The following is a 19,004-nucleotide window of genomic DNA, read 5'->3' on the forward strand; positions in this document are numbered from 1 at the left end:
ATTGGGAAACGACGAGATGAACGAACCGAACAACGAGGCGGCGGAAGGCGCCGAAGACGCGCACAGCGCGGACTGCTTCGATCCGGATACATGCTGCGACCACTACGAACAGATGATGATCCGCGCGATGCGCGCGGTGCTGCGGCCGGACGAGGCCCCCGAATGCCTCTATGAGAAACTCAGGATGACGCTCGACGCGTGCTGCGGCGGCAAGCACCATGTGACGCATACCGTCATCACCCATACGGTCATCCACCACAACGCGGACGGGCGGTGACGTCGGCGCGGACGATGGCCGTGCAGTCGTCCGGAACAAACGAAGAACCCTTGGAACCATGAGGATTCCAAGGGTTCTTGTCGTATACCGGGCCTTGGTCAGGCCGTGGCCGGCGAATCAGGCGTTTGGCCTTTTGCCGTGGTTCGCTGCCTTTTTACGACGAGCCTTACGCTTACGTCCGCGCATTCCCATGATGGACTCCTTTGGATAGAAACAATCAATGCTAGCCTTGATTAGCCTACAGGATTATCGCATGCCGCCGAGACGTGGCGCTGATGGACGAATCGGTGCGGCGGCATGCATGCACCGGACGCTCAGTCGAGCACGCCGATGAACATATGCGTTTCGCTCGTGCTCCCGGGTTCGAGGCGGATGAGGTCGACGCCGGTCGCGAACGCGTTCGCGTACGCTGTCTGCGGTTCGACCGCGACACCCGCCGGATGCTGGTCCGGTGGGAAGCCGGTGCCGGTGCAGACCTGGAACGACGTGATCGTGCCGTCGCCGCCGACGCGCACACGCATGCCGTCGGGACGCGTCAGCACCGCAGCCGTATTGCCTGATGCATCATGGTGGACGTCGGTGAGCGCGTCGTCGTACGGCTGTTCGGTGAGCGCGCGCGGCGTGCGGAAATCGAACTTCGTCCCGTCGACGGGTTCGGTCCCGGTCGGGATCAGGTTGTCGTTGACGCACACGTGCGTGTCCGCGGCGATCTCGAGCGTGCACCGCGCGTTGTCGGCGTCGATCTCGTCACCATATCCGCTGAAACCGTTCGCGATCCACGGATGCATCGCGAGCGCCCACGGCGCGGCGGTCGCACCGAGGTTGTGCGCGCGCACGCGCACGTGCAGACCGTCGTCGTCGAGCGTATAGGTCGCGGTCACGTATATATCGAACGGGTAGTAGGAGACGGGCGGCATGCGCCACGCCAACGTCACGTCGCGCTCGGTGAGGCGTACGAGTGTCCAATATTGGTCCCTTGCGAAACCGTGGATCGCGTTGTCGCGCGCGGGTTCGTTGATCGGCAGTTGGTAGGTCGTGCCGTCGAACGTGTAGGTGCCGTGCGCGATGCGGTTCGGGAACGGGATGAGCAGCTGTCCGTGGCAGCAGCTGACAATGTCGTCCGCGCCGAGCGGAACGGTCACGTCCACACCGTCGCATGTGAGGATGCGCAGCGTCGCGCCGACCTCGGTGATGACGGCGCGGTAGCGCCCGTGGGAGATCGTGTATTGGTCGCCGGTGCGCGGCGGCAGCGGCGTCGTTGCCGCCGTTGTCGATGGTGTCGAAGTTCGTGTTGGTTGTGTCGATGTCGGTGTCGATGTCGATGTCGTCGTCGAAGACATGTGGCTGCTCCATTGGTCGCCTGAAGCGTGTGCGGACGTCGTGCGGCGCGTGCGCTTCGGAAAGTGCGGATGATTGCTCAACCATCATAATACGAACACACGCGGATGTGAGCGCGCACATGGCGGCGGTGCCGCGATGTGCAGCCATCTGCCGCGTACGCACGGACGGTGTTGGTGGCGGTGCCGCGATGTGCAGCCGTCTACCGCGTACACACGGACGTTGTTGGCGGCGGTGCCGCAGAAGACAGCTATCTGCAGCAGACACATGGACGTCAGTGGCGGCGGTGCCGCAGTGTGCGGCCGTCTATAGTGTGCACGAACAGTGGTGTTTGGTATCGTAGGGAGTCGATTGGATACAGGAGGGACGACGACGATGGCACGACGCATCATTCTGGCGAATCCGCGCGGGTTCTGCGCGGGAGTGGACCGCGCGATCCAGACGGTCGATACGATTCTCAAGACCGCGCGTCCGCACAGCGCGGCGGCGCAGGCGCACGCAAACACAAATGCGGATGCGGACGGGGCGCCGCACGCGCTGCCGCCGGTGTATGTGCGTCGGCAGATCGTGCACAACCGCCACGTCGTCGAGCAGCTCGCCGCGCGTGGCGCCGTGTTCGTCGAGGAACTCGATGAGATTCCCGATGAAGCGGCCGCCGCGGGTGTCCCGGTCGTGTTTTCGGCGCACGGCGTATCCCCGGACGTGCAGCGTGAAGCGGACCGCCGTGGATTGACGATCATCGACGCGACGTGCCCGCTCGTCGGCAAAGTGCACCGCGAAGTGCTGCGTTTTGTGCGCGAGGGGTACGAGATCGTCTATATCGGGCACAACGGCCACGATGAGGCGGTCGGTGTCGTCGGCGAGGCGCCCGATCATGTCCATCTCATCGAACACGCCGCCGATGTCGACGGTCTCGATTTCGCACCGGGCACGAAACTCGTATTGCTCACGCAGACGACGCTGAGCGTCGACGAGACTGCCGATGTCATCGACGCGTTGCAGAAGCGTTTCCCTTGGATCGAGCTGCCGCCGAGTTCGGACATCTGCTATGCGACGTCGAATAGGCAGGAAGCCGTCAAACTCGTCGCGCAACAGGCGGATGCGATGGTCATCGTCGGCTCCGCGAACTCATCGAATTCGGTGCGGCTGATGGAGGTCGCGGACGAGGCGCTCGGCGCGCGCGGCACGGCGCACCGCGTCGACGACGCCGCCGAAATGGATCCCTCATGGTTCGATGGTGTCGATACGATCGGTGTCTCGTCGGGTGCGTCCGTTCCCGACGAACTCGTCACGGGCGTCGTCGAACGTCTGCGGACGCTTGGATTCGACGAAGTGGACACCGTCGAGACGATCCAGGAGAACATGCACTTCGTATTGCCGAAGGCGTTGCGCTCAGTATGATTTGTTCGTCGTGCCGATCGGTGCGACGACCGCGTCGAGGACCCGCACGAGGTCATGTGGGTTGACACCGAGGCTCAGGCCGCGTTTACCGCCTGAGACGAGGATGACATCGAAATCCATCGCCGACGAGTCGAGCACGGTCCTATGCCGCGTCTTCTGACCGAGTGGGGAGATGCCGCCGACGACGTAGCCGCTTTCGCGCATCGCGACCTTCGGATCGGCCATGTCCGCCTTCTTCACGCCGACGGTGTGCGCGAGCTCCTTGAGACTCATATGGCCGTTGACTGGCACGACGCCGATGACGCGTTCGTCACCGGCGTCCGCCATCAGCGTCTTGAACACCTGCCGTTCGTCGTAGCCGAGCTTGCGCGCCGCTTCGAGGCCGTACCCCTCCGTGTCATCGTTGCTGTGTTCGTATTCGTGGATCGTGAACGTGACGCCCGCGTCCTCAAGCTGTTTGATTGCCGGCGTCGCGGCCGCCTTCTGCTTCTTGTTGCCCATATGCTCAGTGTAGGACCGACGAACGGCAACAAAAACAGGGCTTCCGCATGAGCGAAAGCCCTGATGGGTTAGTGATGGCGCGCGCTAGGCGCGGTTGCTCACTCGGAGATCTCGGCGAAGTACTCGAGCGTGCGCACCATGTTCGACGTGAAGCCGTACTCGTTGTCGTAGAAGGCAACGGTGCGGGCCATCGTCACGCCGTCGACGGTGTTGACGTCGGTCTGCGTCGGATCGAAGACGCCACCGTGGGTGTCGCCGACGATGTCGCCGGAGACGATCTCGTCATCGTTGTAGCCGTAGTACGCGCAATCCTCGAACGCGTCCTTGAACGCGGCGTTGATCTCGTCGACGGTCGCGTCCTTGTCGAGGACGGTGAAGAGCTCGGTGATCGATCCGTCCGGGACCTGCACGCGCTGGGCGTGGCCCTGCAGCTTGCCGTTGACTTCCGGGACGACCTTGCCGATCGCCTTCGCGGCGCCCGTCGAATGCGGGATCGTGTTGACCGCGGCGGCGCGCAGCGCACGGCCGCTCTTGTTGCCGCGCGGGCCGTCGAGGATCATCTGGGTGCCGGTGTAGGCGTGGATCGTCGTCATGAAGCCGGCCTTGATGCCCCACTTGTCGTTGAGGAGCTTGACCATCGCGGCCATCGAGTTGGTCGTGCAGGAGCCGGCGGAGACGATGTTGTCGTCCTTCTTGAGGATGTCGTGGTTGACGCCGAAGACGACGGTCGGGGTCGTCTCGTCCTTCGCCGGGGCGGAGATGAGGACCTTCTTCGCGCCGGCGTCCAGATGGGCTTGGGACTTCTCGGCGGAGGTGTAGAAGCCGGTGCACTCGAGCACGAACTCGACGCCGTCGTTCGCGACCCACTTGAGGTCGCGCGCGTCGCGCTCGGCGTAGACCGGGTATTCCTTGCCATCGACGACGATGGCGGTGTCGGTGGCCTTGACGTCGACCGGGGTGCCGTCGACGTGCTTGAAGACGCCGTGGGTGCTGTCGTACTTGAGCAGGTAGGCGAGGGCGGCCGGCGAGGTCAGATCGTTGATCGCGGTGACCTCGATGTCGGCGGCTTCGCCACCCTTCTCCTGCAGCTCGAAGATGCGGCGGAACGCGAGGCGACCGATACGGCCGAAGCCGTTGATACCAATCTTAACTGTCATGTAGTTTCTCCCTTGGGGACAGCTTCGGGGCGTTCGCACGCCCCTCGGCTTGGTTAACCAACGTCTCCACTCTAGTTGCTTTGCTTGACTTCAGCCACGTTCGCGCGCGCCGAAATCGTTGAAAAATACGTGAGAACGTATGCACCATCGACCGTCCGCACGAAGCGCCGCGCGTTCAGCGCACGACGAGCGCATCGGTGACCTTCGCCGAGACCGCACCGAGGTCGCCGCGCACGTCGGCGCCGACGAGCGCCGGCAGCGGCGCGCGGTCGTCGAACACGACGATGAGGATGCCGTCGCGCACCGCGACGCGCGCGTCGAGCCGGTCGACGAATTCGTTGCTCAGGCCGTTGACTTCGAGATTCGTCAACACCGCGTCGTCAAGGCCGTACTTGAGCCCCGTCTCCGATACGCCCGACGAGGAATCGGTATGGGAGAAGACGGACACATATTGGGTGTCGTGCACGTCGTGCGCCGGGAACTCGAGCGCGGCGCCACACACGGCCGTGACGACGCGGCCGTCGCCGTGCAGATACGCGATGCCGCCGTGCGCGGCGACGAGCGCCGTCTGCTGGATGTTCGATATCGTATGGTCGACGCGGCCGCCGAGCGCACCGTAGACATGGAATTCGCGCGCGCCGCGCCGCCAACCGATCTTCAATGCGCTCAGCAGGTCGGGGTCGTCCTTCTCGCTCGGCAATGCGACCGTGCGCGCGTCGACGTCGGCGCGCGGCACCGACGTCGAATCGAAATCGCCGACGACGACGTCGACATGGCATCCCCGTGCGCGCGCATGGTCGTAGCCGCCGTCCGCGGCGACGACGAACGCGTCGGACGGCGGCGGATATGGCGAATCGTAGTAGTCGCCCGCGGCGAAGACGACGCAACGTAAGGTATCGGCGGATTGCATGGTTGCTCCTCGGTTCGTTCGTGTCCGCTCCGATGATAGCGTGCTGTGCGGCAAGCGCGCCGATGCGGCCGTACATGGTCGCCGATGGGGAGGGCGCCGCGGTCCGCGGCGCCCTCCCCGCACAACGCAAGCCTCCGTGTGTCGCGAAAGTCCGGGGGTGTGGTAGTATCGTTCAGGCTTGAGAAATCAAGAAAGTGGGAAACCCACCTGGAAGTTCGTCATGACTTCGGGTCATAGGCATCGCCTTCGCGCACATATGCGGCGCAGGCACCGCCCAGCCGCGCACATGGTGCTGCGGCGGAACCGGCACGTCCATGAAACGGACGGTCGACGATGCCGATGAACGAAGCATGATGGCGGCACAGTGGATGACCACGGCACGAAACCATAGGAATGGAGTCATCATTAGCGACGAACCACGCATTAACGACGAGATTCGCGTCTCACAGGTGCGCCTTATCGGACCGAACGGCGAGCAGGTGGGAGTCATCGCGACTTCCGTCGCACTGAACCTGGCGAAGGAAGCGAACCTCGATCTCGTCGAGGTGGCGCCGAACGCGAAGCCCCCGGTTGCCAAGCTGATCGACTACGGCAAGTTCAAGTACAACGAGAAGATCAAGCAGCGCGAAGCGCGCCGCAACCAGAGCACCGCGGAAATCAAGGAAATCCGTTTCCGCCTGAAGATCGACGAACACGACTTCGAGGTCAAGAAAGGCCACGTCGAGCGCTTCCTCAACGGAGGTGACAAAGTCAAGGTCACGATCATGCTGCGCGGACGCGAACAGTCCCGTCCGATCGGCGGTGTGGAACTGCTCCAGCGGCTCGCCGACGAGGTCGCGGAATCGGGGACCATTGAATCCGCACCGAAGCAGGAGGGACGCAACATCATCATGACGTTGGCTCCCAAGGGCAAGAAAGTGCACACGCAGTCCGAACAGCGCCGCCGCGGTGCCGAATCGCGCGCGGAACGCCAGGCGCGGCAGGCGGCACGTCTTGCAGCCAAGCAGGAAGCCAAAGCCCAGGAGGCGAAGGAAGCACAAGCCGTCGTCGCCGAAGCAACCGAGACTTCAGCAACGAAGTAACAACAAGGAGGGCAGCAATGCCGAAGATGAAGACAAAGACCGCGGCCGCCAAGCGCGTTCGTGTGACCGGTTCCGGTAAGCTCATGCACGCTGGCTGCGGCATGCGCCACAACCTCGAGCACAAGTCCGCTCACAAGCGCCGCGACCTCAAGCGCGACTCCGCTCTGCCGACGTCGCAGGCCAAGAAGATGAAGGGCCTGCTGGGCTGAGACCGGCAAGTCGATACCGTTTGAAGATTTTTTAGAAAGCTGAGGAACAACAATGGCACGTGTCAAGCGCGCAGTGAACGCCCACAAGAAGCGTCGTACAGTACTCGATAGGGCCTCGGGATACCGTGGCCAGCGTTCGCGCCTGTACCGCAAGGCGAAGGAACAGCTGCTGCACTCCTTCAACTACAACTACCGTGACCGCAAGGCGCGCAAGGGCGACTTCCGCAAGCTGTGGATCCAGCGCATCAACATCGCGGTCCGCAACGAAGGCATCACCTACAACCGTTTCATCCAGGGCCTGCGCCTCGCCGGCATCGAACTCGACCGCCGTGCGCTCGCCGAGCTCGCTGTCTCCGATCCGGACACGTTCCAGGCGATTGTCGAGCAGGCGAAGGCCGCGCTGCCTGAGGACGTCAACGCTCCGGTCGCTGCCTGAGCGAACCGCAGCGCGCGCCGTCCGCGTATCGTATGAGCCGAACCCAGCCTCCGTGCGGGTTCGGCTCTTTCTGTGCGGTGTATGTGGCGGCGGGGCGCCGCAGTGTGCGGCCGTCTGCGGCGTGTGAGTGGCCGTTGTCGGCGGCGGTGCCGTACCGTGCGGCCGTCTGCGGTGTACATAGAGACATAGTCGGCGGCAGCGCCGCACTGTGTGTCCGTTTGCATAGTTGGAGTCGAAGAAGTCAGGGGCGATGGGGATGGCGAATGAACTGCAGATGGTCAAATCGAGGTTCCTCGCGTACATCGACGTCGAACGCGGTCTCGCGAAGGCGACCATCGAAGCGTACGAACGCGACCTCGACCGCTATATCCTGTGGCTCGCCGACCGCGGGATCGATGGACCCCGGCAGATCACGACACTGCACGTCGAAGCGTTCCTGCAATCGCTCGCAATCGACGGACAGAGCGGCACAAGTCGCGCTCGGCATCTCGCGAGCGTCCATATGTTCCACCGCTTCATGTTTGGCGAACATATCGTCGACGATGACGTGTCGCAATCGGTCAAGGCACCGAAATCCGGTTCGCGGTTGCCGGATGTGCTCGACGTCGATGAGGTCGCCGCGCTGCTCAAGGCGGCCGCGACCGACGACACCGACGACGCGGCCGGACTGCGCGACAGCGCGCTCCTCGAGTTCATGTACGCGACGGGCTGCCGCGTGAGCGAAGCGGTCGCGACGAACCTCGACGATTTCGACTTCGACGAACAAGTCGTCCGCCTGACGGGAAAAGGCAGCAAGCAGCGCCTCGTGCCGTTCGGCGACTACGCGCGCGACGCACTCCTCACGTACCTCAAATATGGGCGCACCGTGCTGCAGGAGAAGGCGAAACGTTCATCTGAGCTGCGCGCCGTGTTCCTCAACCTACGTGGACGCCGCCTGTCGCGCCAGTCGGTGTGGGAGATCATCCGCCGCGCCGGCGAGCGCGCGCACATTACACGGCCGCTGCATCCGCACACGTTGCGGCATTCGTTCGCGACGCACCTGCTGCAGGGCGGCGCCGACGTGCGCACGGTGCAGGAGCTGCTCGGGCACGCGTCGGTCAAGACGACGCAGATCTACACCCATGTCAGCCCCGACGTGCTCATCGAAACGTACATCACCGCTCACCCACGCGCCAAATAGCCGTTTTCGGTGGTGGTGAAGCGGTACACTAGAACTTTAGTGAAGACAGGACGTTCCCGGCCCGGCCGGAACGTCGGGAAATGCATGACCTGATAAAGTGAGCGGTATGCCTACGGATTTGCTTGGACGAGAATACGAGACCTTCCCGGTGCCCGAGCCGTTGCGGCAGCACGGTCCGGCGCGCGTCATCGCGATGTGCAACCAGAAGGGCGGCGTAGGCAAGACGACGAGCTCGATCAACATCGCGGGCGCGCTCGCGCAGTACGACAGGCGTGTGCTCATCGTCGATTTCGATCCGCAGGGTGCGGCGACGGTCGGCCTCGGCATCAATGCGAACGTTCTCGACAATACGATCTACACGGCGTTGTTCAATCCGAAGATCGACGTCCACGACATCATCCAACCGACGAAATTCGCGGGACTCGATATCATCCCCGCGAACATCGACCTGTCCGCCGCGGAAGTGCAACTCGTGACCGAAGTGGGCCGCGAGCAGATTCTCGCGAGCGTGTTGCGCCCGATTATCAAGGAATACGACGCGATCATCATCGACTGCCAACCGTCGCTCGGTCTGCTCACCGTGAACGCGCTCACGGCCGCCGACGGCGTCATCATCCCGGTCGCCGCGGAATTCTTCGCGTTGCGCGGCGTCGCACTGCTGATGCAATCGATTGAAAAAGTACAGGCGCGCATCAACCCCGGACTCGAAGTGTTCGGCGTACTCGTGACGATGTACACGCACACGCTGCATTGCGACGAAGTCGTGCAGCGCATCTATGAAGCCTTCGGCGACAAGGTGTTCCATTCCGTCATCTCACGGTCGATCAAACTGCCCGACGCGAACGTAGCGGCGGCGCCGATCACCTATTACGCCCACAACCACAAAACCGCGCGTGAATACCGCGAGGTCGCGCGCGAACTCATCGCGAAGGGCGTCGTCGCGTAAATTGTGTACGCGGCAGGCGATGGCGGCGGTGCCGCACTGTGCGGCTATGTGCGGCAGATATATAGAAGTAGTTGGTGGCGGTGCCGCACTGTGCAGCCGTCTGTGGCGTACATATGGCTGTCAGTGGCGGCAGTGCCGCAGTGAGCGACCGTCTGCGACAGATATATAGCAGGGAGTCTGCGGCGTATAACGGCATATGCCAAAAGGGACGTACGTGTGCGTCCGTGGGGGATGACCACTATCCGAGCATCACTTATAGTCATCGTGACTATAAGTGATACGCTGACGTTGTTCTCGATGATGCCTGATGCGCGACCGCATCGGTGCGCAGGGATGCGGAAAGGAGCGGCGATGGGCGTTGGCAATGTCAGCGAACGGCGGAACGAAGCGCCCCAAGTGGGTGTGACGTCGGTCATTCTCGCGCTCGGTCCCGCGGACGATGGTGAGCGCAGACGTCTGTGGATGCCGCTTGTGCGCCGCATACGCGAACCGTATCTCGGTGCATGGGCGCTTCCGGGAGGTCCGCTCAAAGCCGGCCGTTCATTGGAACGTTCGGCATATGAGACGCTCGCGTCGACGACCGATCTCCATCCGAAATACCTCGAGCAGTTGTACACGTTCGGCGACCCCGAGCGGTCGCGTGGGGGAGTGCCGATGGTGTCGATCTGCTACTGGGCGCTCGTCGGGCAGGTCGATGTCGCGTCGCTCGAGACGAAACACAATGTCGCCTGGTTCGCCGACGACGCATTGCCCGAGCTTGCGTTCGACCACCGGCGCATCGTCGACTACGCGACCTGGAGGCTGCGGCATCGCCTTGACATGCCGCAGGTCGTCCGTGAACTCGTCGGCGACGAGTTTACGCTGCGCGAATTGCATGCCGTGAGCGAAGCGATCGAAGGCCATTCGATCGACCTCGCGAATTTCCGCAGGCGTACGCTCGCGTCGGGCATGATCGAAGAGACGGGTGCGCGCAGGCGCGTCGGCAGACAACGCCCCGCCGCGCTCTACCGGTTCCGCTCTGACGCGGATGGCATCGCCGGTGACGCGGGCAGTGTCGCGGACGCAGCGCTGCCGCAAGGCTTCGGTGTGAGCGAACTGTCGCGATTCGCGAACGTCGACGCGCACATGGATGCAGACGACGCGCATATGAGCGCGCTTTCCGCGCTCACGACCGACACACGCGTGTGAACGAACATCGGTACATGTCCGCGATATGCATCGTGCGTATGTCACGACATCGCCGACATTGACATCGTCACATCGTCGCATCGTCGATGCGGCGGTGCGGCGGTGCGGCGGTGGCATGACGTGGCGCGTACCGGAGGACGGGTGCATACGCCCCCAAAGTTCCTTGGAATTCGACACATCACCAGTCCACCAGTCCATATGTTCATCTTTTCCATATTGCAGACCACAGCAGCATATCGGAGGTAACCATGACCGCTGCAGAAAGCACATTGGGCGTATCCGCGCGAGGCGCGGGCGCATCGAAGGCACCTGAGCCGCTCGCGGACGCGGACGCCACGACGCTCACGCGCAACGAGCGCCTCGACCGTCTGCCGTTCAACCGCGCGCACCGCAAACTGCTCGTCGCGTCGGGCATCGGCTGGGCGTTCGATGCGATGGACGTCGGCCTCGTGTCGTTCGTCGTCGCCGCGATCGCCGCGGACCCCCACTTCAACCTCGGCGCCGTGCAGAAGTCGTGGGTTCTGTCGATCGGCTTCATCGGCATGGCGGTCGGCGCCGCGCTCGGCGGTTGGTTCGCCGACCGTTGGGGACGCAAGACCGTGTTCACGGCGACGATGGTCGTCTTCGGTGTCGCGAACGGTGCGATGGCGTTCTCGTGGACGCTCGCGATGCTCCTCGCCGCACGTTTCGTCATCGGTCTCGGCCTTGGCGCGGAACTGCCCGTCGCCTCGACGCTCGTCTCCGAATTCTCGCCGACGAAGCAGCGCGGACGTATGACGGTGCTCCTCGAATCATTCTGGGCCGTCGGTTGGATCGTCGCGGCCGCGATCGGCTATTTCGTCATTCCGAACACCGGTGATTGGGGGTGGCGTTGGGCGCTCCTCATCGGCGCGCTGCCGCTGCTGTACGCGATCGTCGCGCGTCGTCAGCTGCCCGAATCGGTGCGGTTCCTCGAAGCGCAGGGGCGCGATGAGGAGGCCGAACGCTCGGTGCGCTATTTCGAGGCCGCGAGCGGCGTCAAGCCCGTCGCGAGCGCGAAGGCCGTCAAACTGCCGAAGATCCGCACACGTGAACTGTTCGGCCGCAAGTACATCGGTGTGACGGTCGCGATCTGGGCGACGTGGTTCTTCGTCAACTTCTCGTATTATGGCGCATTCACCTGGATGCCGAGCCTGCTCGCCGACCAGTTCGGTTCGCTCACGAAGTCCTTCGGCTATACGCTTGCGATTTCGCTCGCGCAGCTGCCGGGGTACTTCCTTGCCGCGTGGCTCGTCGAGCGTTGGGGGCGCCGCCGTACGCTGAGTGTGTTCCTCGCCGTGTCCGCCGTTGCCGCGTTCCTGTTCTCGCAGTCCGTGAACGTGCCACAGGTGCTTGGCTTCGGCATGCTGCTGTCCGCTTCGAACCTCGGCGCATGGGGCGTCCTCTACGCGGTCACGCCGGAGATCTATCCGACGCGTCTGCGTGGCGCCGCGTCCGGTGCCGCCGCCGCGTGCGGCCGTGTCGCCGCGATCATCGCGCCGCTGCTTGTGCCGTGGTTCCTGACGATGTCGGGCGGCAACAAGTCGGTCGCGTTCATCGTGTTCGCGGTCGCGTTCGTGCTCGCGTGCATCGCCGCGCTCTTCCTTCCCGAGAAGACAGGTGCGACGCTCGACGACTGACGTCCGCTTCTCTCCTTTTTCTTCGCCCGGCGTCGCGCGTTCCCGCAATCTGTGGCAACGCGCGACGCCGGGCGTCCTTTTTGCGTCGTGCGTTCCTGCAGATTGTGGTGTCGCGCGACGCTGGGAGTGTGATTCCGTCGTGCGTTCCCGCAATCTGTGTTATCGTGCGACGCTGAGGTCGCGTTGGCGTCCGGGGTTCCCGCAGGTCGTGGTGTCGCGCGACGCTGGGAGTGTGATTCCGACGTGCGTTCCCGCAGTCTATGTCATCGCGCGACGCCCGTGCCGTGTCAGCATGTGCGCGTACGATTGCGATGGTTTGTGTGCGAATGGTGAACGCCGGTTCCGCGTCCATCAGGGTCACACAGGAAATCAATGGTCTTTGAGGAGAAAACATTCATGGCGGTTCGCGGCGATATTCGTAATGTGGCAATTGTGGCTCACGTCGACCACGGCAAGACCACGCTCGTCAACGCAATGCTTCAGCAGTCCCACGTCTTCAACGAGCGCGAGGAAGTCCCCGATCGTGTGATGGATTCGAACGACCTCGAGCGCGAGAAGGGCATCACGATCCTCGCGAAGAACACGGCTGTCCAGTACACCGGTCCGCTCGCCGAGAAATACGGCCATCCCGAAGGCATCACGATCAACGTCATCGATACGCCAGGCCACGCCGATTTCGGTGGTGAGGTCGAACGCGGCATCTCGATGGTCGACGGTGTCGTCCTGCTCGTCGACGCGTCCGAGGGGCCGCTTCCGCAGACGCGTTTCGTGCTGCGCAAGGCGCTTGAGGCGAAACTGCCGGTCATCCTGTGTGTGAACAAGGTCGACCGTCCCGACGCACGCATCTCGGAGGTCGTCGGCGAGGCGTCCGACCTGCTGCTCGGCCTCGCGCAGGACGTCATCGAGGAAGGCGTCGACCTCGACCTCGATGCGCTCCTCGACCTTCCCGTCATCTACTGCGCCGCGAAGGCCGGCTACGCGTCGACCGACGAACCGGCGAACGGTGCGCTTCCGGACAATGACAACCTCGAACCGCTCTTCGAGTCGATCATCACGAACATCCCCGCCCCCGAATACGATCCCGACGCGCCGCTTCAGGCGCATGTCGCGAACATCGATTCATCCGACTTCCTCGGCCGTCTCGGCCTCGTGCGCATCTACAACGGCAATCTGGAGAAGGGCAAGACCTACGGCCTGTCGCGCGTCGACGGATCGATCGAGAACTTCCGCGTCTCCGAGCTTCTGCGCACGCAGGGCCTTGAGCGCACGCCCGTCGAATCCGCCGGCCCCGGTGACATCGTCGCCGTCGCGGGCGTCAACGACATCATGATCGGTGAGACGATCGTCGACCCGAACGATCCACGTCCGCTCCCGCTCATCCACGTCGACGACCCGGCGATCTCGATGACGTTCGGCACGAACGATTCCCCGCTCGCCGGCACGGAGGGCAAGGACCACAAGCTCACCGCGCGCATGATCAAGGACCGTCTCGACCGTGAGCTCATCGGCAACGTCTCGATCAAGGTCCTGCCGACCGAACGTCCGGACGCGTGGGAGGTGCAGGGCCGTGGCGAGCTCGCGCTCGCCGTCCTCGCCGAGCAGATGCGCCGCGAAGGCTACGAGCTGACCGTCGGCCGTCCGCAGGTCGTCACGAAGACGATCGACGGTGTCCTGAGCGAACCGATGGAATCGACGACGATCGACGTGCCCGAGGAGTACATGGGCACCGTCACGCAGCTCATGGCCGACCGCAAGGGCCGCATGGAATCGATGTCGAACCACGGTTCCGGCTGGATTCGCCTGCAGTTCACCGTGCCGTCGCGTGGCCTCATCGGCTTCCGCACCGCACTGCTGAGCGCGACGCGCGGCACCGGCATCGCCTCGTCGCTTTCCGCCGGGTATGCGCCGTGGGCCGGCCAGATCGTCACGCGCCAGAACGGCTCGATGGTCTCCGACCGTCAGGGTGTCGCGACGCCGTACGCGATGCAGCGTCTGCAGGCGCGTGGCAACTTCTTCGTCGAACCGCAGTCGCCCGTGTATGAAGGCCAGGTCGTCGGCGTCAACAACAAGCCCGACGAGCTCGACGTCAACATCACGCTCGCGAAGCATATGACGAACATGCGTTCGGCGACCGCGGACGTCCTTGAGACGCTCACGCCGCCGATCAAGATGAGCCTTGAGGAGTCGCTTGATTTCGCGAACGAGGACGAGTGTGTCGAGGTGACGCCGGAGTCGATCCGCATCCGCAAGATCATCCTCAACCGTGAGGATTGGTACAAGTGGCGCGCGAAGCAGCGCCGCGCGAACAACAACGCGCAGAACGCGAAGTGACACCATTCGTCACGGTATGAGACACGGGCGTCGGCGCAATCGTGCGCCGACGCCCGTGTCTCATACCGTGACCGATGGTGTACCGCACGATGACGGCCGTCTTCGCGCGGTACGCCTACACTGTGGGGGTATGAGCACGACCGATCCGCGACCCGAAGCCGACCCCGTGATGCAATCAGTGCCATCGCCATCTGTGCCATCACGAGCAGTGGCGATGCGGCGCTCGCCGTGGAGCCACCGACAGAACGCCGTCGTCCGCACGCTCGTCACGATTGCGAGCGCGGCCGCCGCGGGCGCGTGTGGCACGCTCGCACACCGCATGGGCGCGTCGATGAACATTCCATATGGTCTTGTGCTCGCGTTCCTCATCATCGGCATGTCCGCATGGTGCGCCCGCGCGCGCGGCGGCGTCATCGGACTCGCGTTCCATCTGATCGTCTCGTATCTGACGATATGGACGCTCGCGATGCCGGGCCCTGGTGGCGACCTCATGTTGCCGATCGGGTTCCGTTCGGCGACGATTCCCTGGTGGTCGCAGCACGTGGGATATATATGGCTCTACGGGTCGCTCATCGTCCAACTGTTGTTGCTTGTATGCCCGAAACGGTGGTTCCGCACGATGTCCGCACCAGTGGACGACACCGCGGACGGTAGTGTGGCGCAGGGGGAGGGGCGATGAGCGCGAGACGGTTGCATTATCTGGGCCCCGAGGGCACGTTCACACATGAGGCGGCGATTGCGGCGGCCGCGATGTTTCCGTGTCATGACGACATCGACCTCATGCCGTGCGGCGACGCCGCGTCGATCGTGCGCGCGGTCGCGCATGGCGACGGTTGGGGTGTCATCGCATGGGAGAACAACGTCGAAGGTTACGTCGTGCCGAATCTCGATATGCTCATCGACGCCGAGGATGTCGCCGGGTTCGTGCGCGTCGGCGTCGATGTGACGTTTTCCGCGTTTGTCACCGAAGAGACCTATGTGACGGCGCTCGCACAGCGAGGTGCGGGCGAATCCGAATTCGATGCCGTATGCCGCGTGTGCACGACGGTGTCGGCGCATCCGCACGGCCTTGCGCAGTGCCGGAGGTTCATCCGCGCCCACCAGCTGCGGGAGATGCCGGCCGCGTCGAACGGGGCCGCGTGCCGCGACCTCGCGTACGGGTGCGTCGCGCTCGGACCCGACATCTGCGGACGGTTGTACGGATTGCACCGCATCACCGCACACGTCGAGGACTTCCAAGGCGCGCGCACCGAGTTCCTCGTCATCGCACGTCGTGACGACGTGCGCACCGAGCTTGCGTCCGCGCGCGCGCAGGGCGCCGAGGCCTTCGAGTCGATTCTCACGTTCATTCCGCTCGCGACTGGTCCCGGCGTCCTCGCCGACGCGCTCGACGCGATCCGCGATGCGGGCCTCAACATGACGAGTTTCATCTCACGGCCGATCAAAGGCCATGACGGCACCTACAGCTTCATCGCGACGCTCGACGCGGCGCCATGGGAGCCGCGGTTCCGCGCGCTCCTCACCGAGGTCTTCGAACATGGCGACTGGCTTAAGACGCTCGCCGTCTATCCACGCCGCGAACGGCCACATCCGCCCGTCGACGAATGGATGCTTCCGCAAGGTGGGGTACGATGCAATATGGAGACCAACGAGACATTGTCCGCTTCCCGGAGCGATGATGCGACGATGCGAAAGGAACTGCTGTGGTAGAAGAGGTATCCCGCTCCCTGGGGGAGGCACCGGACACGATCGAGGAGACGGCGACAATGCCGGCGATCGGCCCGGAAGGCATTGAATGCCCGCGCCATATCGCAATCGTCGGCCTCGGCCTCATCGGCGGTTCACTCGCATTGCGCCTGCGTGCAGCGGGCGTGCGGGTAAGCGCATGGAACCATCGTCCGCACCCGTATGCGGCCGCGCGCGCCGCGGGCATCGATTGCAAGGACAGCCTCGAGGAGCTCGTCTCGGATAACCCCGACGTCATCGTGCTGTGCAATCCGCTTGTCGCGATGCCGAAACTGCTCAAGACCTTGAAACCGATCATCGACCCGTCGCGTACGACGCTCACCGATGTCGGCAGCGTCAAGGGGCTTGTCCGCGAACAGGTGCACGCCGCGGGTATCACCGACTGCTATGTCGGCGCGCATCCGATGACCGGCAACGAGCATTCCGGATGGTCGGCCGCCGACCCCGACATATTCGACAACGCGCTGTGGGCGCTCACCTACGACCACCACACCGAATACGCGCGCATCGTGCAGGTCGCCGGTATGATCACACGCGGCCTGCGCAACACGCTGATCGTCATCGACGACGAGACGCATGACCGCGCCGCGTCGCTCATCTCACACATGCCGCACGTCGTGTCGACGGCGCTCATCAACGAACTGACCGACAACCCGTACCGCAACATCGCGGCGGCGTTGTCAGCCGGCTCATGGCGTGACATGACGCGCGTCGCGCTCACTGACCCGGACCGTACGGCGGCGATGGTCGTCGAGAACGCCGCGAACGTCGAGGAACTGCTGCGCAACATGGCGAAGCGTCTCGAATCGTTCGCCGACGCGTTGCATGACGATGATTCCGCGGCGATTCACCGTTTCTTCACGGAAGGGCAGCCGTACCGCGACTACAAGGCGAAACAGCGTACGGCGTTCGACACGGGTGAGACGCAGACGGTGTTCACGACGCTCAAGATCAGCGCCGACGACTGGCGCCGCGACCTGCTTGATTCGGCAATGCGTGGCGAGCATATCGTGAGGTTCACGTCGGGCCACCATGCGCTCGCCGAACGCCAGTTCACGATCTGACGGGCCGTTCCGGCACCGGTTTGAGGATCGCGATGTCGGCGGCGCGGATATCCACGTCCTGCGCGGGGCGTGACCCGTTTGCTGCGGCGTCGCGCGTCATTGCGAGCGTCGTGCCGTCCCATGCGCGCACGTGGCCGACGACGTCGCGGTATTGCATGCGTCCCGTGCGTTCGTCGACGCCCGCATAGAGGCGCACGACGACGCGTGCGCCCGCGGGAATCGTCTGGGGGAGTTTCATCGCATCTCCTTCGTCGATGTGCGCGTCCAGCGGACGCGTATGTGGATATCGCTATGTGATTGTACTGCGTGCGGCATGATGGATGAATGTCCGCTCGATGCAGGAGGGATGGGTCATGAGAATCGTCATCGCGCCGGATTCGTTCAAAGGATGCATGACTGCGGCCGAAGCGGCCGCGGCGATCGAGGAGGGCATGCGCAGGGCGTTGCCGGACGCCGACTATGTGGCCGTGCCGATGGCCGATGGTGGCGAAGGCACCGTGCAGGCGCTCGTCGACGCGACAGGGGGACGTCTCGCCCCGGCCGTCGTGACTGGTCCGCTCGGCACGCCGGTCGCCGCCGTCTACGGCATGCTTGGCGATCGCGATGGCGGGAGGACGGCCGTCATCGAAATGGCGTCCGCTGCTGGTCTCGGCCTCGTCGATGTGGCATCGCGCGACGCGCGTGTCACGACGACATTCGGCGTCGGTGAGCTCATCCGCGACGCGCTTGACCACGGTGCGACGTCGTTCATCATAGGGCTCGGCGGTTCGGCGACGAACGACGGTGGCGCCGGCATGATGCAGGCGCTCGGCGTGCATCTGCGTGATGCCCATGGCAATGAGCTTGGTTATGGTGGGGCCGCGCTCGCACAGCTCGCGTCGATCGACGTGTCCGGGCTCGACCCACGGGTCAAGGCGGCGACGTTCATACTCGCGTCCGATGTGACGAATCCGCTGACGGGACCATGCGGCGCGTCCTCCGTGTTCGGCCCGCAGAAAGGCGCCGATGCAATGGCCGTCGCCGAACTCGACACCGCATTGCGCCGTTGGGCCGCCGTCATCCGCGACACGCTTGGCCGCGATGTAGAACATGTGCCCGGTGCGGGCGCGGCCGGCGGACTTGGGGCCGGGTTCCTCGCATGCACCGATGCGCGGATGCGTCCCGGCGTCTCAATCGTCGCCGAAGCGACGGGACTCTCCGCACGTGCATATGGCGCGGATCTATGCGTCACGGGTGAGGGCTGCATCGATGGCCAGACACGGTACGGCAAAACACCCGTTGGCGTCGCGCGCATCGTCAAGGACGCGGCACCGGGCTGCACCGTCGTCGCGCTCGCCGGCTGCGTCGGGCATGGGGCCGATACGCTCCAGGACCATGGCATCGATGCCGTGTTCGGCATCATGTCCGGTCCGGTAAGCCTCACACAGGCGATTGGCGAAGGGCGCGCGAATCTCGTGCGCACCGCCGAGAACGTCGCGCGCCTCGTTGCGGCGATACGCATACCGCATCGTCATGCGCCACGACCCTCGATATCTGCATGAGCCATGTGCATAGGGGTGGCAACGGGAAGGCCCCGTGTG

20 protein-coding genes are annotated in these 19,004 nt (G+C 64.1%); 14 read left to right on the forward strand and 6 right to left on the reverse strand.

All coding sequences use genetic code 11. The annotated features are described in order from the left end of the window. Positions 1 to 16: 16 nt before the first annotated feature. Complete coding sequence (locus B1526_RS09220; RefSeq protein ID WP_327078363.1) at positions 17 to 277, forward strand: hypothetical protein; 261 nt, start codon at positions 17 to 19, stop codon at positions 275 to 277. A 117-nt stretch (positions 278 to 394) separates the two neighbouring features. Here B1526_RS09220 and B1526_RS09435 read toward each other — a convergent pair whose 3' ends face one another. Together B1526_RS09435 and B1526_RS07735 are read right to left on the reverse strand one after the other, a co-directional pair. Continuing rightward, entirely contained in the window at positions 395 to 469 is a 75-nt protein-coding gene (locus B1526_RS09435; RefSeq protein ID WP_369803150.1) for a 50S ribosomal protein bL37, read from the reverse strand. Positions 470 to 591: 122 nt separating this feature from the next. Next, on the reverse strand, positions 592 to 1,617 hold the full coding sequence (locus tag B1526_RS07735; protein WP_095615481.1) for an aldose 1-epimerase family protein: 1,026 nt from the start codon (positions 1,615 to 1,617) through the stop codon (positions 592 to 594). Positions 1,618 to 1,990: 373 nt separating this feature from the next. On the opposite strand from B1526_RS07735, the gene B1526_RS07740 reads away from it, so the two are divergent. Beyond that, positions 1,991 to 3,016 carry a 4-hydroxy-3-methylbut-2-enyl diphosphate reductase gene (locus B1526_RS07740; protein WP_095615482.1) on the forward strand — a complete coding sequence of 342 codons (1,026 nt, stop codon included), beginning with the start codon at positions 1,991 to 1,993 and terminating at the stop codon, positions 3,014 to 3,016. Here the strand turns inward: B1526_RS07740 and ybaK are convergent. The 3 genes from ybaK to B1526_RS07755 form a co-directional block, all read right to left on the reverse strand. Then, entirely contained in the window at positions 3,008 to 3,517 is a 510-nt protein-coding gene (gene ybaK / locus B1526_RS07745) for a Cys-tRNA(Pro) deacylase (RefSeq protein ID WP_095615483.1), read from the reverse strand. The two genes, B1526_RS07740 and ybaK, sit on opposite strands and share 9 nt — an antisense overlap. Before the next feature lie 98 nt (positions 3,518 to 3,615). After that, the gene (gene gap / locus B1526_RS07750) at positions 3,616 to 4,674 is read right to left on the reverse strand and encodes a type I glyceraldehyde-3-phosphate dehydrogenase (protein ID WP_095615484.1); all 1,059 of its coding nucleotides are present in this window, start codon (positions 4,672 to 4,674) and stop codon (positions 3,616 to 3,618) included. A gap of 175 nt (positions 4,675 to 4,849) precedes the next feature. Continuing rightward, positions 4,850 to 5,584: a thiamine diphosphokinase gene (locus tag B1526_RS07755; protein ID WP_095615485.1), complete on the reverse strand. Its 735-nt coding sequence runs from the start codon at positions 5,582 to 5,584 to the stop codon at positions 4,850 to 4,852. A gap of 368 nt (positions 5,585 to 5,952) precedes the next feature. On the opposite strand from B1526_RS07755, the gene infC reads away from it, so the two are divergent. From infC to B1526_RS07810, 11 genes are all read left to right on the forward strand, one after another. Then, positions 5,953 to 6,666 carry a translation initiation factor IF-3 gene (infC, locus tag B1526_RS07760; RefSeq protein WP_095615588.1) on the forward strand — a complete coding sequence of 238 codons (714 nt, stop codon included), beginning with the start codon at positions 5,953 to 5,955 and terminating at the stop codon, positions 6,664 to 6,666. A gap of 17 nt (positions 6,667 to 6,683) precedes the next feature. Next, entirely contained in the window at positions 6,684 to 6,875 is a 192-nt protein-coding gene (gene rpmI / locus B1526_RS07765) for a 50S ribosomal protein L35 (RefSeq protein ID WP_024540589.1), read from the forward strand. A gap of 52 nt (positions 6,876 to 6,927) precedes the next feature. After that, on the forward strand, positions 6,928 to 7,311 hold the full coding sequence (gene rplT / locus B1526_RS07770; RefSeq protein WP_095615486.1) for a 50S ribosomal protein L20: 384 nt from the start codon (positions 6,928 to 6,930) through the stop codon (positions 7,309 to 7,311). A gap of 256 nt (positions 7,312 to 7,567) precedes the next feature. Beyond that, positions 7,568 to 8,491, forward strand: a complete 924-nt coding sequence (xerD, locus tag B1526_RS07775; protein WP_095615487.1) for a site-specific tyrosine recombinase XerD — start codon at positions 7,568 to 7,570, stop codon at positions 8,489 to 8,491. A 106-nt stretch (positions 8,492 to 8,597) separates the two neighbouring features. Continuing rightward, entirely contained in the window at positions 8,598 to 9,437 is an 840-nt protein-coding gene (locus B1526_RS07780; protein ID WP_095615488.1) for a ParA family protein, read from the forward strand. 351 nt (positions 9,438 to 9,788) lie between these two features. Further along, the gene (locus tag B1526_RS07785) at positions 9,789 to 10,625 is read left to right on the forward strand and encodes an NUDIX hydrolase (protein ID WP_095615489.1); all 837 of its coding nucleotides are present in this window, start codon (positions 9,789 to 9,791) and stop codon (positions 10,623 to 10,625) included. Positions 10,626 to 10,873: 248 nt separating this feature from the next. Then, on the forward strand, positions 10,874 to 12,283 hold the full coding sequence (locus B1526_RS07790; RefSeq protein ID WP_095615490.1) for an MFS transporter: 1,410 nt from the start codon (positions 10,874 to 10,876) through the stop codon (positions 12,281 to 12,283). Between the two features lie 396 nt (positions 12,284 to 12,679). Beyond that, positions 12,680 to 14,614 carry a translational GTPase TypA gene (gene typA, locus B1526_RS07795; protein ID WP_095615589.1) on the forward strand — a complete coding sequence of 645 codons (1,935 nt, stop codon included), beginning with the start codon at positions 12,680 to 12,682 and terminating at the stop codon, positions 14,612 to 14,614. A 214-nt stretch (positions 14,615 to 14,828) separates the two neighbouring features. Continuing rightward, a complete protein-coding gene (locus B1526_RS07800; protein ID WP_407641015.1) occupies positions 14,829 to 15,293 on the forward strand; it encodes an alcohol dehydrogenase in 465 nt (154 codons plus the stop codon). Then, complete coding sequence (locus tag B1526_RS07805; protein WP_095615491.1) at positions 15,290 to 16,324, forward strand: prephenate dehydratase; 1,035 nt, start codon at positions 15,290 to 15,292, stop codon at positions 16,322 to 16,324. The genes B1526_RS07800 and B1526_RS07805 overlap by 4 nt, the downstream gene beginning before the upstream one ends. Positions 16,325 to 16,380: 56 nt before the next feature. Continuing rightward, entirely contained in the window at positions 16,381 to 17,424 is a 1,044-nt protein-coding gene (locus tag B1526_RS07810) for a prephenate dehydrogenase (RefSeq protein WP_095615590.1), read from the forward strand. Here B1526_RS07810 and B1526_RS07815 read toward each other — a convergent pair. Beyond that, positions 17,414 to 17,662, reverse strand: coding sequence for a DUF6725 family protein (locus B1526_RS07815; RefSeq protein WP_095615492.1), 249 nt, complete (start codon positions 17,660 to 17,662; stop codon positions 17,414 to 17,416). The genes B1526_RS07810 and B1526_RS07815 overlap by 11 nt on opposite strands. Before the next feature lie 115 nt (positions 17,663 to 17,777). Here B1526_RS07815 and B1526_RS07820 point away from each other — a divergent pair, with 115 nt between their 5' ends. Beyond that, on the forward strand, positions 17,778 to 18,965 hold the full coding sequence (locus B1526_RS07820) for a glycerate kinase family protein (protein WP_095615591.1): 1,188 nt from the start codon (positions 17,778 to 17,780) through the stop codon (positions 18,963 to 18,965). Positions 18,966 to 19,004: the final 39 nt, after the last annotated feature.

It is taken from the genome of Bifidobacterium criceti (genome assembly GCF_002286935.1).
Classification (GTDB): Bacteria; Actinomycetota; Actinomycetes; order Actinomycetales; family Bifidobacteriaceae; genus Bifidobacterium; species Bifidobacterium criceti.